Origin of the sequence: Paenibacillus hebaui, assembly GCF_051934385.1 — a bacterium.
Lineage (GTDB): Bacteria > Bacillota > Bacilli > Paenibacillales > Paenibacillaceae > Paenibacillus.
Map to the genome: position 1 here is coordinate 742,786 of NZ_CP196836.1, position 16,689 is coordinate 759,474.

Here is a 16,689-nt window from a genome sequence, read left to right on the forward strand (position 1 = left end):
GAACAACAATGGATGAATCCAAAGAACTGGAACGACGTTTGAGCGATATGCTGACTGAAGGGGACATGGAGGAGTCCGGCGACGCTGATCAGCGTGAACGTCAGCTGATTCCTCCCAAATACGAGGTGCGAATCCAGACGGAACGTGACCCGATTGTTGAGGAAACGTTAAAGTACCGGGACATGGCACGCGAGGTAGATGATCGCTATGATCGGTATCTGGAGCGGTCAGTCGGGAACAAACCAGGCAGTGATACGAATGATTCGAATTCCGGAGATTCGGAGAAACCGAAATCGTAATCGTAATTAGTGAACATCATCGCAGAGTTAAACGGATAGCAGACTTCCCTGCCGGGGAGTCTGTTATTTAGTGTGCACATGGGGTACGGGCGACAGCGCCCCTTCAATAATGATAGAATAAAGTAACACAAACTTCTGTCATCAGTGTGATCCGTGTAATATACAACCATTTATTTTATAGATTCGAGAAGAGGAGTGTTACCAGGAATGAAGCGTAAACGGATATGGGAAAATACAGCAGCAGGATTAACAGTCAGCATGCTTGCGGGTATGTTGTTCTTTGCATCATCTGCACTGCCTGCGCACGCGGCGGATAACAGCACCAGCGTATTGCCTACGGGTACAACCAAAGCATCGCTGCCTGCACAGAAAGATACGGTAGCGGTAACTAAGGAATTCCGTATTGTCACATTGGGGGATTCCATTACTGTAGGTTACGAGCCTAACATGAAGGAACTGCCGTATGGTTATGTAGAACGGTTGAGGGAGCAGGGTTTGCTTCATGGACGCACTCAGGTAGACAACTACGGGATAGGCGGCTTGAAGAGTAGTGGATTGAAAAACTTCACAGAGGCGATCAAAGAAGGCAAAACAATCACTTCCGAAGCCATTCAACCGAGTCTGCCTGATTCAAGAGCAGCACAGATTGGAGCCAATATTACTGCCATTCGTGAAGGTGTGGCTGACGCTAATTTCGTTGCGATCACCATCGGTGGTAACGATGTAGCCGAGTTGCTCGGTACAGCGGATAAATTGAATGACCAACAGCTGCAAGAGAAAGTGAAAGAATTGCTAGATAACTATACGACGAATATTATCGCAGTCATCAATGACATTCATGAGATTAACCCAACAGCCAAGATTGTCATCGCGGATCAATACCAACCGATGCCAGAAGTGGCTGGCAAGGCTCTATATGTCAAACTCATGGAAGCATCTCAGGGATTTACGTCTACCATTGATGCAATTGCTGCAAAATTCTCCGCCCAAGGTATTGATGTACAAGTGGTTCATGTAGCCAAGGAGTTCATCGGTGGTGAAGGCACAATGACTCATATGATTAAAGACCGTGACTTTCATCCGAATCAGCTCGGATACGCAGCAATTGCCGAAGTATTTGCAAAAACGATCTGGGGCGATTACACCAAGCTCACGGCTCCTGAGACAGGACAACCGATGAACATTATGGTCAGCGGCAAAGCGCTGAATACACCGTACAAACCGATTATCCGTAGCGGCAAAAACTTTGTAGCGATCCAGGATATCGTAAACGCAGTCGGTGCAACAACCGTTTGGGATAACAAAACCTCAACCGCAACCATTACATACGGAGACCGGAAGGTTGCCGTGAAGATTGGTGCCAAGGCTGTCCAAGTTAACGGCGCATCCGTAACGGTGGATACACCTGCATTCCTGAACAAGGTTGGCAAAGAGTCCAAAACGTATGTACCTCTTGCCATGGTAGCCGAAGGTCTTGGCTTTGATGTGCAATATGTAGCCAAGCTAAAAACTGTTTTTGTAAATCCGTAAAACGTATATACGTATTTATTAAATAAGGTTTGGAAATACGAAACGATGTTACAATTAGAATGCCAACACCTTCCTTTATTCGCAGGAAGGTGTTGGCATTCTTGCGTATTTGACTAAATGAAATTACAATGTCGTACTACTTTTTCGTTTTTTGTACAGATGGTGAATCCAGATGAAGATCCATTCAATTATATGATATAAAACTGAAATGGATAGAGCGGACCAGAAATCCTGGATATACACCCCTTCAAAGATAGAGGCCAAAAAATAAATAATGATACTGTCTATTATTATTGTGACAGAATTTCTGGTATAAACTGAAACCCGTCTTTGTACACCATAGTTCAAGGCAGCAATGATAATAGGATGAATGATTGTTTCGAAGAATATAAATCCAATTAAAATAATACAGAAAATATAATCCCATCACCAATCTGTTCAAAATATAACGAATTATTCATTCCACCAAAAGTATAAAAAAACAAACTGTATATTGCTGTGAAAAAAGCAACAGGCACAATGATCAATAGAGATAACAAAGGGATAAGCCAAAGTCTTACGTTTACTGGTGGGGGGGATTCATTATCTTTGCGAGCTATAAACTTAATGATTTCATTTAGTGATACAAAAAGAAAAAGTAGCAAAATAACGAGAATAAGTATATGGGTAGAATTCATAATTCCTCCTTTGGGATTATTAGCGTCTAAATTACTTTAATTGCCATAAAAATAAAATATACTTTACTTCTTAAGAAGTAAAGTATATTTTATCAACTACCTCAAGTTCATGCAAAAAATGTGATTTTGATAAAATACAAGTAATAAAGTCTGATTGAGGTATAAGTATTTTCAAAATACTTTTATTTTAAAGCCCTGCTAACCAAACAATGTATGTTGCAATTTCATAAGCTTCTGCTGGCGGGATTCCGATACTAACCAGCGCAGTAGCAAGAATATTTTCTTGCCAATTCGTAATAGAATCGAGTACATCGGCAATTTTACTGGAATAATTGATCACAAAATTACCTGCACAAGGACTAAGTTTTGAGAGTAATTTACCTAGGTAGTCTCCACCGTAGCGATGAGCAGAAGTGATTGCCTTTTTAATAACATTTGAAATAAGATTTTGACTTCCTACATCACCATTATTTAGAGCGGTTGGAGTTATAGTAACTGTATTAGACGAAACAGAACTTTTTTATCTGTTTTGGAACTGAGCATTGTGTAAACCCATCGATAATGACCTATAATGTTGCATAAATATGACTTGTCATCTGCCCATGGATGTGTAAATATGAAAATAACTTACAGTAGAGCAAAAACAGATAGGATGACAGCACCCTTCGAAAGCCAAAGGAGCGTTTTGGATGAGTAAAATTAAGAGCGCTTTCACGACATTGCCGATTCATCATAAAACCATTCTTCTTATCGGGCTTTTGATGTTGATCAGCTTTACGTTCTACGTATCTGTTCTGAGATACGTGTTCAGTATCTATGACCGTCAGATCTATGAGAAATCCTCGCAGGTGCTGAATATGTCTTCAGTGGGCATCGAGAATCAACTGCGGGAGATTTCCAATCTATCCTTCAAAGTGATGTCTGATGAGCCACTACAGCAATACCTGCTTCAGTTGGAACAGGCTGATACGGGTTACGCGAAAAATGGACTTCGTAAAAAAATTACGAATCGTCTTGTCGCATATGCCGGATCGGAGAAATACGTCTATTCCATGCTGTTCATTGATAATGATAATAATATTATGGCTGCCGGCAACCGGGAGGGTATCTCTCAAACGATGCAATCGGAACTGATCACGCTAGGCCAGGACTATTCGGGGTCCAATGCATGGTATTCAGGAGGGGATCGTCAGGCAAGGTTGTTGTCGGTAAGACAGGTGAAATCATTCACTGGCGGAGCGTTCACACTGGAAAAGCTCGGGACACTGATTATCCGTGTGCGACTGGATCGAATTGTGCAGGATCAGATGCAAGATCCGGCAGAAGACTCACAATTAGTGATTACGGATGGAAAAGAAGTGATCTATCCAACAGCATCATCTGTCAGTAAGTCCGAAATTGAGTCTGAGCTGAAGCGAACCCAGCCTTATGGGATTGCCATGTTTGAGCAGGGCAGGCATTTTGTCGCTCGTGCCCATTCTTCCTATACGGATTGGATCTATTTGTACACGACACCCTTTGACCAGATGTTTAAACAGATCCAGTTTGTCAAACAGTTGGTAACGGTTATCTTCATTATGATTTTTCTAGCCGCGCTTATCTTTGGAGCGAAATTTTCCCGCAGTATTACACACCCGATCGCCCAGTTGATCAAGAAAATGCGTAACATCGAAAAAGGGGATCTGGACAAGCTGGAGGAAGCCGCACTCGGCAATGTCCCGCTGTCTCCGCAGAATGAGGTTGGGCTGCTGCACCGCACGTTCAAGATGATGCTTCAACGCATACGTGAATTGATCGATGAGAATTATGCGAAGCAACTCGTCATTCGCGAGACGGAATTGAAAGCGCTTCAGGCGCAGATCAACCCGCATTTTCTATATAATACGCTCGAATCCATCAACTGGCTGGCTAAAGTGCAGAAGCAGCGTCAGATCTCCGAAATGGTGGAGGCTCTTGGGTTTCTGCTGCGCAGCTCAGTGAATATGTCCGAGAAGTGGATTACGTTGGAAAGGGAGCTGGATATTGTTCGCAGTTATGTGACGATTCAGCGCACTCGTTTTGAGGAAAGACTTGATTTTGACATGGACATTGCCCCTGAGGTAGGAACTGCCCGAATTCCGAAATTGACGTTGCAGCCTCTAGTTGAGAATGCCATCCATTATGCACTTGAACCCAGTATTGATCCTTGCCGGATTCGAATTCGGGCGAGAGCGGATGGCGATCAGGTGATCATTGAAGTGGAGGATGATGGGCCGGGTATGACTCCTGAGTTTCTGGAGCGATTGCACGAAGGACGCGTGCAGACAAGGGGACAGGGAATTGGATTATCCAACATTCAGGAACGGATCAGACTTACCTTTGGTGACGAAGGGGAGATGATACTGAGCAGCAAACCCGGATCAGGAACCGTAGTATCGATCAGAATACCTTGGATCAGAGAGGACGATGACGATGTACAAAGTGATGCTCGTAGATGATGAACGTGTGATTCTGGAGGGGATCTCGCAAGTGGTCGATTGGGCCGCAGCAGGAACGGAACTGGTGGGTACGGCGAGGAACGGGATTGAAGCATTGGACAAAATCGGGCAATCGAGACCGGATATCATCATTACCGATATTTCCATGCCGGGTCTGGATGGTCTCGGACTGATCGAAAAGGCATCTGAAGCTTACCCTGGACTGAAATTTATTATGTTGTCCGGGTACAAGGAGTTCGAATATGCTCGGCGGGCCATGCAATACGGAGTGAAGCATTATTTGCTAAAGCCCTGCAATGAGAACCAGATTCATGATGCGCTGTCAGAACTGCTTCAGGAGCAACAGGATGTCCAGGTGAGGGAACATGTGGCTGGAGAGATGAAACAGCGGCTGCAACGGGTTCTTCCCCATGTGAAGGAGCAATTTCTGCTGGAGTTTATGACGAACCGAACCTATGGGCCAGTTGATCTGGAGTATTATCAGGAGCTTTTTGAACTGGAGCTTGAGGAGAACGAAGTTCGGCTACTGTTGTTCCGGATTGCGGATGAACATGATTACAGTCATTTATTTGCGATCAAAAATATCGCCAGCGATCTGCTGCCTCACGTCCTGTTAAGCACAACCATTGAAGGTAAACTTCTGATTTTGCTCGCGGACTCTGCTGATCCTGCTGGACTGAAGGAGAGCATTGAGGAAGTCCGGGGTGCGTTTACGAGACTATATAAATTGGAAGTGACCGCTGCGCTGAGTGATGCAGATCGAATGATCCAGTCCCGGCGGTTGTTTCGTGAGGCACTGCAATATCTGAACCACCGCTTTTTTATCGGTGAGGGTAAGCTGATTACCAAGAATGATCTGGTTCTGGCCGGAGAATGCGACGGGTTGCATGTGGAACAGGATGCAGAGCGGCTATGTCAGTTGATCAAATCGGGCAATACAGAGGAAGCCGCTGCAGAGATTGATCGCCTGTTCGATGTATTATCCGGTCAGCAGCTGGAAATCGGGGTTACCCGTTCCTATGTGGTGCAGTTGTACTCTGCCATGATTCATGTCTGTCCGCCGGAAGAGGCGACGGAGTTTACTCAACGTATGGCTGAATTATCCCATATTGATACGCTGTCCGGTCTGAAATCTTTTGTCGCAAGCAGTGCAGCCCGGTTGACCTCCGGTTATTACAAAAACCATATTAGTCGTCAGTCCTCAGCCGTGGAGAAGATGATGGATATTGTGGATCAGAATTATGGTGAAGCGGATCTTTCGCTCAACGGGGTCGCCTATCAGATGTTGTATATGAATCCGGACTATCTAGGGAAAATTTTCAAAAAAGTGACTGGAGAGAACTTCTCCAACTATGTGAATCGTCTGCGCATTGAACGAGCGTGTGATCATATTCGCAGAGGTGGAGATGTGAAAGTATTTGAGCTGGCTGAATTGTTCGGATTCGGAGGTAACTCGCAATATTTCAGTCAGGTATTCAAAAAGTGGACTGGTATGACACCTACGGAATTCCGAAAAAGAAGCAACTAACAATTGGCAAACGCTCCTGTGGTTGATGTAAGAGGAGGACAAACAGCGCCGTGAGGTGTACTGTTGTCCTCCTCTGTTTTTTGAACCAACAAGACGGTTTTGTGTATTCAACTCTGGTCGTACATTTGCGAAAATGACATTAACAAGATTGTGAAAGCGTTATCAGAAACGAGGAGATAACTCGTTCACACAACCATATCAAGATAAAAGGGGAGATTGGCATGGTGAAAAAGGCGATATTCCTGATGATGGCTGCATTGCTCGTTTTTACAGCGGCATGTAGCTCAGGTGGAGGAAGCGAACAGGGGTCTTCGGATGGATCGGTTACCCTGCGGATCGCTTGGTGGGGCTCGGATGCACGGCATGAATATACACAGAAGGTTATCGACCTGTACAAAACGAAAAACCCGAATGTCAAAATTGATGTGGAATATGCTTCATTTGATGACTATTGGAAAAAGCTCGCACCACAAGCAGCAGCCAATCAATTGCCTGACATTGTTCAGATGGATATTTCTTACATCAGTCAATATGCACAGAATGGTCAGCTAGAAGATTTGGCGCCATATCTGGGCAAACAGATCAAAGTGGACGATGTGTCCGAGAACGTTATTAGCACAGGCGTAATTAACGGCAAACAATACGGCGTACCTGCCGGTGTTAACGTGCTGGGCTTCCAATATGATCCTGCCTTGCTCAAAAAAGCGGGTGTGGATACATTCCCCGAAAATGTAACATGGGAATCGTATGAGGCATTGGGTAAACAAGCCGCAGATAAAGGCCTGTATTTGGATGGCGGGGTAGCCCCGGATATTTTCTTCCACTACTTCCTGCGTACCAAAGGGTTGTCGCTATACAATGCGGAAGGAACAGGTCTTGGCTATGATGATGACCAATTGTTTGTTGAGTTCTTCGGACTTATGCGTCGCATGATTGAACAGGGCGCAGCACCAACACCGGATGTAGCCAACCAAACCAAGGGCATTATTGAGGAATCGGATCTGGTGAAGGAAAAAGGAATTGGCGTATGGCAATGGTCCAACCAGTTCGTAGCATTGCAACAGGTAGCGAACCGTCCGCTCGAAATCGCTCCAATGCCAGGACCGGATATGGAAAAAGGACTTTATATGCAACCAAGTATGTACTGGGGTGTAACATCCAACTCGAAAGTGAAGGAAGAAGCGGCTAAATTCATCGATTTCTGGGTGAATGACGTGGAAGCCAACAAACTGATCAAAGGTGAGCGCGGTGTGCCAATCTCAGGAGCAATCAAAGAAGCCATCGCACCTGAGCTGAGTGATGCAACGAAACAGGTCTTTGAATTCGTAGCAGCCATGGAGCCTAAGGCTTCACCAATGAGCCCTCCACCACCGGTTGGTTCACCTGAAGTAATCTCATCTCTGGCAGATGTGGTTGAAGAGTTGAACTTTGGCAAGATCACACCGGAACAAGCGGCAGCAACATTCCGTAAAAACGCCGAATCTGTGCTTGCGAACAATAAATAACAGTTGAATGATGGCTTGCTCATCTCTGCCACGGGGATGGACGGGAATAAGGCTACTCGCTTACCGCGAGGGCCTTTCCCCGTCCAGTCATTGAATAGCCAGGTGGTGGGGAGCAAGCGGATCAATAAAGGAGGTTTGTTCCCGTTGAGGCAGTATTCGTCGTTGCGCAGAAATCTAACCGGGTACGCATTTATAAGTCCGTTTATTATCGGTTTTCTGGGTTTTACCCTTATCCCGATGTTTGTATCCCTATATATGTCGTTTACGAGTTATAACCTGTTCACTTCCCCGCGGTGGATCGGGATGGACAACTACACCAAAATGTTTTTTGATGATCCAAAGTATTGGAACTCGGTGAAGGTCACGTTCCTGTATGTGTTCATTGGCGTGCCACTAAGACTGATCTTTGCCCTCTTCGTAGCGATGATCCTCAATACGGGTTCTCGCATGGTTGGAACGTATCGTACCTTGTACTACCTGCCATCCATTATCGGCGGCAGTGTGGCTGTATCCATTATGTGGCGTAACCTTTTCAGTAATGAAGGTGTGGTCAACAGCGCGCTAACGGCAATCGGGATTGGACCTATCAGCTGGTTTGGTGACCCGAATGCGTCCCTGGTTATGCTCATCTCACTGTCTGTGTGGCAGTTCGGTTCGTCCATGCTGATCTTCCTGGCTGGTCTTAAAAATATCCCCACTGAGATGTACGAGGCAGCAGGTGTGGATGGTGCGAATCCTGTTCGGAAATTTTTCAGCATTACCTTGCCGCTCCTTAGCCCGATCGTTCTATTCAATATGATTATGCAAACAATTGGTGCATTCATGACGTTTGTACCTGCCTACATTATCTCCAAAGGAGAAGGCGGTCCAATGGATGGTACCATGCTGTACTCCCTGTATCTGTTCCGTCAGGCATTTATGTTTAACAACATGGGTTATGCTTCGGCAATGGCCTGGATCATGCTGATCATGATCGGTTTGCTCACGGTAGCCGTGTTCCTGACATCCAAGTTCTGGGTGTTCTACGAATCTGAAGGAGGGAAGTAACGATGGTTTGGAGAAATGTGAAATGGCCCATTTATCACCTGTTCGTTGCCGCTCTTGCCCTCCTGATGCTCTATCCCGTACTCTGGATGCTGTTCAGTTCATTCAAGGAAAGCCGTACGATCTTCGTCACTGCGGATACTCTTTTTCCTACGGAGTGGATCTGGAGTAACTATGTGGATGGTTGGAAAGGAACAGCTGGAAGACCGTTCATGGATTACATCACCAATTCACTTGTCATCGTGGTTATTTCCACAATCGGTGCCGTGATATCGTCATCGCTGATCGCTTTCGGTTTTGCCAGACTTAACTTCAAGGGACGCAGCTTCTGGTTCTCCCTTATGATGTTGACGCTGATGCTGCCACATGACGTGGTATTGGTTCCACAATACATTATCTTTACAAAGCTGGGCTGGCTGAATACGATTCTGCCAATCGTTGTACCAACGTTCTTCGGAATGCCGTTCTTCATCTTCCTGATGGTGCAGTTCATTCGAACCATTCCGAAGGAGCTGGATGAGGCGGCAACGATTGACGGTTGTAACAAATTCAGATTGTATATTCAGATTATTATGCCGCTCATCAAGTCATCTCTGGCGACCGCAGCCATCTTCTCCTTCTACTGGAGATGGGAGGATCTGCTCGGTCCGGTGCTGTACCTGAACTCGCCTGAGAAATATACTGTGTCGATGGCGCTGAAAATGTTCCTGGATAGTGAATCTGCCTCCAACTGGGGAGCGATGTTCGCGATGTCTATTGTCAGTCTGGTTCCGGTGGTTGCTGTGTTCTTCATCTTCCAGAAACAAATTGTTCAGGGCATGAGCACCAGCGGACTGAAAGGTTAAGCAGGATTCACTGGCTCCAAGCCCGAATGAAAGTCTACGAAAGTTAAACAAAGGAGGTTGTTCCTTTTGAATAAAGCTCAGGGTAGTCAGGCTGTTGCCATGGAGGTAGCGGCAGAGGGCCACGCAGCGTCCGTTACCAGCTGGAAGTTTAACTTTGGACCGGACTCGGGAAGAGCAGATGAGACAGAGGATTATCTGAAAGTGACTGCAACAACCGCATATGAGGACGATAGAGGATACGGATTCGAAGCCGGTTCTCTGGTGTATGAAAAACAACGGATTAGTGATGACGATGGGTCGGATATCGCAATACAACATCATAGCATTCAGGGGCAGACTACCATGTCTGCCCGATTACGTTCAAGCTTCTGTATTCCGCTCAAGGCATCGCTTATCGTGGATCTTCCCGATGGTACCTATCAAGTATTACTTGTTGCAGGAGATGAGTTAGCCGAGACAGTAACTCGTGTTAAAGCTGGTGAGGGCAGGCTTGTACTGCCAACCATTCGCACACTTCCCGGGCAATGCGCAGAGGTGCGTTTCTCGGTAGTTGTTCGCGGCGGCAGACTTCGTCTGTCCTTCTCTGGTCCTGCACCGAGAATCAATGCATTGGAGATCACCCGTGCGAATCAGACGATGACCGTATTTCTTGCCGGGGATTCAACTGTAACGGATCAGCCGGAAAATGGATATCCGTATTGCGGTTGGGGCCAGCTGTTGCCTGCACAGTTCAAACATGATGTGGCCGTGGATAATCATGCACAGTCAGGCCGAAGTTCCCGCAGTTTCATCCATGAAGGCAGATTGAGCGCCATTATGGAGCGAATTAAGGCGGAGGATTTCTTGTTTATTCAATTTGGACATAACGATGAGAAGCCGGACCCTGAACGTGGGACGGATCCATTCACAACATATAAGGAATATTTGAAAAAGTATATCGATGCTGCCCGCGAAGCGAAGGCTCGTCCGGTGCTCATAACCCCTGTGCACCGACGCTACTTCGCGGATGACGGCACATTGACCGATACCCATGGCGATTATATCATCGCCGTGCGTGAGCTGGCGGAAGAGGAAGAGGTTCCGCTGATCGATCTGGCAGAGCGCAGCCGTGTTCTGTTCGAGCAGGCGGGAGTGGAAGGCAGCAAGGATGATTTTATGTGGGTGCTGCCGGGTGAGTTTGTAAACTTTCCGTCAGGCGTGGAGGATAACACACACTTTCAAGAGCGCGGTGCCCGGCGCCTTGCCAAGCAGGTGGCGGAAGCGATCCGCGAGCTGCGTTTACAGTCATTGCAAATGTATTTGCGGTAGACGAGTAATCGTAGAGGACCCAATTCAACCGCTAAAGAAGGCTAATCACCGCAGGATTTTAAGTCCTGTGCGCCTGTATTTGCATTAAGCGAGTTAACAAAGTAACGAGTTGGCAAAGCTGCCCAGCGAATGAGCGAAGGCATGATTTTTTTAAAAAAGCCATGGCGAGCGTAGCAGCGAAGAAGGGCGGAATCGGAGCCGTGGGAGCGGAGCGTCCACCTTTGGAGCGGGATTTCCCCTGCTGAGGGGGAATGGATAGAAATCCCGAGCCAACAGCGGCCCACAGCCCGATCCACCCGCCGAAGCGACTGCCCCGCGAGTCGCCTTGCTTTTATTAAGCGAGTTAACGAAGTAACGAGCAAATAAAGTTGCCCAGCGAGTGAGCCAAGGCAATACGCCTTTAAAAAGCCATGGCGAGCGATGCAGCGAAGAAGGGCGGAATCGGAGCAGTGGGAGCGAAGCGTCCGCCTTTGGAGCGGGATTTCCCCTGCTAAGGGGGAATGAACAGAAATCCCGAGCCAACAGCGGCCCACAGCCCGATCCACCCGCCGAAGCGACTGCCCCGCGAGTCGCCTTGCTTTTATTAAGCGAGTTAACGAAGTAACGAGCAAATAAAGTTGCCCAGCGAGTGAGCGAAGGCAATACGCCTTTAGAAAGCCATGGCGAGCGATGCAGCGAAGAAGGGCGGAATCGGAGCCGTGGGAGCGGAGCGTCCACCTTTGGAGCGGGATTTCCCCTGCTGAGGGGGAATGGATAGAAATCCCGAGCCAACAGCGGCCCACAGCCCGATCCACCCGCCGAAGCGACTGCCCCGCGAGTCGCCTTGCTTTTATTAAGCGAGTTAACGAAGTAACGAGCAAATAAAGTTGCCCAGCGAGTGAGCCAAGGCAATACGCCTTTAAAAAGCCATGGCGAGCGATGCAGCGAAGAAGGGCGGAATCGGAGCAGTGGGAGCGAAGCGTCCGCCTTTGGAGCGGGATTTCCCCTGCTAAGGGGGAATGAACAGAAATCCCGAGCCAACAGCGGCCCACAGCCCGATCCACCCGCCGAAGCGACTGCCCCGCGAGTCGCCTTGCTTTTATTAAGCGAGTTAACGAAGTAACGAGCAAATAAAGTTGCCCAGCGAGTGAGCGAAGGCAATACGCCTTTAGAAAGCCATGGCGAGCGATGCAGCGAAGAAGGGCGGAATCGGAGCCGTGGGAGCGGAGCGTCCACCTTTGGAGCGGGATTTCCCCTGCTGAGGGGGAATGGATAGAAATCCCGAGCCAACAGCGGCCCACAGCCCGATCCACCCGCCGAAGCGACTGCCCCGCGAGTCGCCTTGCTTTTATTAAGCGAGTTAACGAAGTAACGAGCAAATAAAGTTGCCCAGCGAGTGAGCCAAGGCAATACGCCTTTAAAAAGCCATGGCGAGCGATGCAGCGAAGAAGGGCGGAATCGGAGCAGTGGGAGCGAAGCGTCCGCCTTTGGAGCGGGATTTCCCCTGCTAAGGGGGAATGAACAGAAATCCCGAGCCAACAGCGGCCCACAGCCCGATCCACCCGCCGAAGCGTCCGCCCAGCGAGCCCCCCCGTGTTTTTAATCTAATTATTGCATCCGCAAAGGAGGATATATATGCCACAGGATCAGCCGAACACTTCAGCACGTGAAATATCTCCCACAGCCACAGGTCACACCTACTGGGTAATTCCCGATGGTTACATCCCACCGGAAAGCTCAGGCGCACTGGAGAGTCATGAGAGCATCTGTGTATTAAATACAGGTACAGCGGATGCACAACTGCAAATAACGGTCTACTTCGAAGACAGAGAACCGCTCGAAGATATCACGGCTATAGTCCCTGCGCGAAGAACAAAGCATATTCGGACAGCCTCGCTAAGATCGAATGAGCAGTTTATTCTCGCGGGAGTACCCTATGCCATTACCGTCTCCAGTAATGTTCCGGTAATCATCCAGTACAGTCGTCTGGATACAACCCAGCCTGAGCTGGCACTGATGAGTGTGATGGCGTTTCCGTCGGCATAGGCAAACATGTGAATCATGAAAAGCAAAGACGATCAGTAACCTTGCATGAACTGCAGGCTGCCGATCGTCTTTTTGCACTACTCATTGTATTTATACGTGTTGGCATTGAGGATTTTCACGTGAACCTGCACCTTTCCGAGTTTGAATCGTTCCAGTGGATTAGCCCGTTGATGCACGATTTGTCTCCATAGGGGGAGGTCATGTCGATAGAGGTGTTCCACAAGACCGTAGGTATCGATCTTGCGTAATTTGGTTTTCTCAAACGTTTCACGTATTTCAGACTCGATCTGTTTACCGGCTTCCACTTCCATGGGACGGGGAGACCGGGGAGCACCATGATCCTCGGTGATGGTACCTTTAATCGAAGTAACCAGGTCAAAGGTAACACCATTTCCTTCTTTTCTCGCCTTGATGGTCGTTTTTGGATGGTTAAGCCGGAGAGTCAGCTCAGGAGACTTTCCTCCATTCTTGTAAACGTACAACGGATACTGATAGACTCGATCTCGGGGGTTCGACCCGGGATGCTCGCAATATCTAGACTGCAGGACTGATCACCGTTTCCGAAAATGAGCAGCAATTGTCCGCCAAGCCTTCGCAATAAACCATAATGACCGATAAGTCGGCTTCATCTTTGGCAGGAAAGGTTTGAATCACAACATCAGCGCAGGGACTGAACTGCTCTTCCAAAGAGGCAAGCAGCGTTTCATGGGACGTGGTGTCAATCGTTTGATGCTCCATGATGTTTCCTCCTCTGATGGCGTGAACTGATGAATGCAACTGCTGTTGCAATTACCGCTAGTCCGCTCAGATACATGAGATTGATCGGAAATATGTAGTGGACAAGCAGCTTTTCGAATGTCATATCATCCAGAGGGTACATCATAGCAAATACAAATATGACAGCTAACGAAGCGCAACTGATGATCCTTCTGGAGGCGCTCTTAATATTCCAAATTTCGATCAAAATATACTGGCCAGACTAATCCAGGTAAAAGCGCCGGCAAGCCACTGGTAGATAGAAAAGAAATCTGTCTGGGCAATATATTTGCCCAAGGAGGCAATTCGCCATTCCTCAAAGGCTGGATATCGCATTTTGGCCGCCTCAAACGGATCGAATTCCACAATAGCCCCAATGGCGGGCCAAGTGTCAGCCCCAGAATAATTGCTGCGAGCATCAGGTACTGCCATACGCGTATACGTTTGGAGAGGTGGGGCTGTAAGTACCAGATGAATAGCAACTCAAACATGCCAGCAAGACTGTAGACCATGCCATGAAGCACAGGCTGCCAACCGTGTTCAAGTACAGGCAGCAGACGACTGTAATTCTTGTATTGTGCATTAACGATAGCAACATAGAACCCGAGCAGCACAACAAGAGGCAAGATCAACCCTGCTGTAAACGCCAGAGAACGTATTCCTTTATAGGCGGTATAGCCACATAGAGATATAAAGGCAATACTTGTAACCAATACGGGCGTTTCGGTCAGGTAACTGGTTTTGGCCCAGGTGGTCGTATCACGCAGAGTGAAGTAGATCACGGACAGAAAAAAGAGACTGTTTCCCACCCGAAACAGCAAGCCAAGAGGTTTGCCAAGATGGGAAGTCAGCCATTCATGCAATGTTTGGTGCTGGAGAAAACGAGAGACATAGGCAAGCATTAGAGTGAATAAAAGATAAGGGCCTGCAGACAACAGAATCGAAATCCAGGCATCTCTTTTGGCTGAAGACAAAAGGGCAGGGATAATCATAACGTGGCTGAGCAGGCCTACAGATAACATGATTAACATCATGGCTTGCAAGAAAGAAGGTTGTGTACTTTTCATGCTGCGAGGTCCCCTTTTCCCAATAGACTGTCCTCAGCAGTCTTCACGTGATGGGGGTGCTTCATACAGGAAACCATGTCGTCGATGTCATCCGTCTCAACAGTTTTCAAGCAATTTTGTCCATTCAGATATCAAAATAACGAATACCCATCGCTTCTCTCACTTCAAGCATCGTTTCCCGCGCCACTTTCCGAGCCCTGCGTGTCCCCTCAACAAGAATCTCTTTCACCTCATCTCCACGTTGCTCATAGTAGTGTCGCCGTGAACGGAAGGGGCCAAGCAACTCATTAATTGCATTGCCAGCCAACCGCTTGCATTCCTTGCATCCAATCGTTGCCTGGCTGCAACTGGCATGGATTTCTTCTGCATTTTCCTTGCGGAACAGCTGATGATAGGCGAATACCGGGCAGATATCCGGGTGTCCGGGATCGGAACGATGGATACGCGCTGGGTCTGTCTTGGCTTTGGTCAGCTTGGCATGGACATCGTCCGGACGAGCATTCAAAGAGATTGCATTACCCATGCTTTTGCTCATTTTTCCAATGCCATCAAGTCCGCCCAGGCGCGCTCCGGTTAGGATCTTCGGCTCAGGCAAAACCGGAGCGTATAACTCATTAAACCGCCGAACCAGTTTCCGTGCTGTTTCGATATGTGGAATCTGGTCTTCGCCTGCCGGAACAAGAGTTGCTTTGCAAAATGCAATATCGGCAGCCTGATTGACAGGATAACCGAGAAATCCATAATAGAGATCTTTATAGCCACGGTCACGAGCTTCACTCTTGATCGTCGGGTTGTGCCGAAGGCTGTTCACGGTCACGAACATGGAGAAGATGACGGTCAGTTCGGCGATTTCAGGGATCATGGATTGGATGAAGAGGGTAGCTTTGTTGGGATCGATACCTACAGCGAGATAATCGAGCGTAACTTGATGCACACTGTCCGCGATCAGTTCCGGCTGATCATAATGGGTAGTGAGTGCTTGAATGTCTGCAAGTAAAACATACGTTGTATACTCGTCCTGTAATTGAACTCGACTGCGCAGGCTGCCCACGTAATGGCCGAGATGAAGCTGTCCGGTTGTCCGGTCTCCGGTTAAAATAATATCTTTGTTGGTGTTCATGGTTTATTCTCCTTTGGGTTTGTATTTTTTCGATTATTTCATGCTGACGCCACCAGCCGTCTTCCACGACCATCACCTCCTTTCAGCCTGCATCTTTATAAGTTGAACTAAAGAATATTAACACTTGCCACTCCGATGACAGAACAACCTTCCGATCGCTGTTATCCCCTGATTTTTTAAAATTCACTTTTACAAAGGTGAAAATCTGGGGATAAAGGCGAAGTGTATGCTTTCGATGTAGCTTTCTTTCAGAAAGCTTTTAGCTTCGCTTCTTCAGGTTATTTCTGTCCTCTCCGTTATCGTGTAAATGTTTAGGCGAACTTAAATAGAAATTCAATAAAAAAAGCCTCGTCCTTCATCCTGTTTTCCCGGACGGGAACAGAATAGAAGGACGAAGCTTATGCTTCGCGGTGCCACCTTGATTGGCCGCTGGTTGTGCGGCCCACTTGAGGGATACGGATGGCACATCATGCGGAAATCCCAATTGCGGGAAGCCGGCATATGCCTT

The 16,689-nt window shown here is 47.6% G+C and carries 16 protein-coding genes and 1 other annotated feature (1 of these 17 only partly in view); of the genes, 9 read left to right on the top strand and 7 right to left on the bottom strand.

Translation table 11 applies throughout. The features are described 5' to 3' along the window. Positions 1-8: 8 nt before the first annotated feature. Positions 9-299, top strand: a complete 291-nt coding sequence (locus ACR32F_RS03335) for a hypothetical protein (RefSeq protein WP_440116136.1) — start codon at positions 9-11, stop codon at positions 297-299. A gap of 207 nt (positions 300-506) precedes the next feature. Next, positions 507-1,829 (top strand): stalk domain-containing protein, encoded by a 1,323-nt coding sequence (locus ACR32F_RS03340; protein WP_440116138.1) that lies wholly within the window; start codon positions 507-509, stop codon positions 1,827-1,829. Between the two features lie 398 nt (positions 1,830-2,227). On the opposite strand, the gene ACR32F_RS03345 is transcribed toward ACR32F_RS03340, so the two are convergent. Together ACR32F_RS03345 and ACR32F_RS03350 are read right to left on the bottom strand one after the other, a co-directional pair. Then, positions 2,228-2,506: a hypothetical protein gene (locus tag ACR32F_RS03345; protein WP_440116140.1), complete on the bottom strand. Its 279-nt coding sequence runs from the start codon at positions 2,504-2,506 to the stop codon at positions 2,228-2,230. Between the two features lie 187 nt (positions 2,507-2,693). Next, positions 2,694-2,846 carry a hypothetical protein gene (locus ACR32F_RS03350; RefSeq protein WP_440116142.1) on the bottom strand — a complete coding sequence of 51 codons (153 nt, stop codon included), beginning with the start codon at positions 2,844-2,846 and terminating at the stop codon, positions 2,694-2,696. Between the two features lie 349 nt (positions 2,847-3,195). On the opposite strand from ACR32F_RS03350, the gene ACR32F_RS03355 reads away from it, so the two are divergent. From ACR32F_RS03355 to ACR32F_RS03380, 6 genes are all read left to right on the top strand, one after another. Further along, a complete protein-coding gene (locus ACR32F_RS03355; protein ID WP_440116144.1) occupies positions 3,196-4,983 on the top strand; it encodes a sensor histidine kinase in 1,788 nt (595 codons plus the stop codon). Next, a complete protein-coding gene (locus ACR32F_RS03360) occupies positions 4,958-6,511 on the top strand; it encodes a response regulator transcription factor (protein ID WP_440116146.1) in 1,554 nt (517 codons plus the stop codon). The genes ACR32F_RS03355 and ACR32F_RS03360 overlap by 26 nt, the downstream gene beginning before the upstream one ends. Positions 6,512-6,732: 221 nt before the next feature. Continuing rightward, on the top strand, positions 6,733-8,016 hold the full coding sequence (locus tag ACR32F_RS03365) for an ABC transporter substrate-binding protein (protein ID WP_440116148.1): 1,284 nt from the start codon (positions 6,733-6,735) through the stop codon (positions 8,014-8,016). A 144-nt stretch (positions 8,017-8,160) separates the two neighbouring features. Next, a complete protein-coding gene (locus ACR32F_RS03370; protein WP_440116150.1) occupies positions 8,161-9,063 on the top strand; it encodes a carbohydrate ABC transporter permease in 903 nt (300 codons plus the stop codon). 2 nt (positions 9,064-9,065) lie between these two features. Then, positions 9,066-9,905 (top strand): carbohydrate ABC transporter permease, encoded by an 840-nt coding sequence (locus tag ACR32F_RS03375; protein ID WP_440116152.1) that lies wholly within the window; start codon positions 9,066-9,068, stop codon positions 9,903-9,905. 99 nt (positions 9,906-10,004) lie between these two features. After that, positions 10,005-11,213 (top strand): rhamnogalacturonan acetylesterase, encoded by a 1,209-nt coding sequence (locus tag ACR32F_RS03380; RefSeq protein ID WP_440119665.1) that lies wholly within the window; start codon positions 10,005-10,007, stop codon positions 11,211-11,213. 150 nt (positions 11,214-11,363) lie between these two features. Here ACR32F_RS03380 and ACR32F_RS03385 read toward each other — a convergent pair whose 3' ends face one another. After that, positions 11,364-12,731 (bottom strand): hypothetical protein, encoded by a 1,368-nt coding sequence (locus ACR32F_RS03385; RefSeq protein ID WP_440116154.1) that lies wholly within the window; start codon positions 12,729-12,731, stop codon positions 11,364-11,366. 96 nt (positions 12,732-12,827) lie between these two features. Between ACR32F_RS03385 and ACR32F_RS03390 the strand changes: the two genes are divergently transcribed. Next, positions 12,828-13,238 (top strand): sensory rhodopsin transducer, encoded by a 411-nt coding sequence (locus tag ACR32F_RS03390; protein WP_440116156.1) that lies wholly within the window; start codon positions 12,828-12,830, stop codon positions 13,236-13,238. Positions 13,239-13,315: 77 nt separating this feature from the next. Here the strand turns inward: ACR32F_RS03390 and ACR32F_RS03395 are convergent, their stop codons facing one another. From ACR32F_RS03395 to trpS, 4 genes are all read right to left on the bottom strand, one after another. Then, positions 13,316-13,720 (bottom strand): Ger(x)C family spore germination C-terminal domain-containing protein, encoded by a 405-nt coding sequence (locus ACR32F_RS03395; RefSeq protein ID WP_440116158.1) that lies wholly within the window; start codon positions 13,718-13,720, stop codon positions 13,316-13,318. Between the two features lie 52 nt (positions 13,721-13,772). Beyond that, complete coding sequence (locus tag ACR32F_RS03400; protein WP_440116160.1) at positions 13,773-13,976, bottom strand: hypothetical protein; 204 nt, start codon at positions 13,974-13,976, stop codon at positions 13,773-13,775. 203 nt (positions 13,977-14,179) lie between these two features. Then, positions 14,180-15,061 (bottom strand): GerAB/ArcD/ProY family transporter, encoded by an 882-nt coding sequence (locus tag ACR32F_RS03405; RefSeq protein WP_440116162.1) that lies wholly within the window; start codon positions 15,059-15,061, stop codon positions 14,180-14,182. Positions 15,062-15,185: 124 nt separating this feature from the next. Beyond that, a complete protein-coding gene (gene trpS / locus ACR32F_RS03410; RefSeq protein ID WP_440116164.1) occupies positions 15,186-16,181 on the bottom strand; it encodes a tryptophan--tRNA ligase in 996 nt (331 codons plus the stop codon). 384 nt (positions 16,182-16,565) lie between these two features. Beyond that, positions 16,566-16,689, bottom strand: a binding site (T-box leader); it runs 198 nt beyond the window's last position.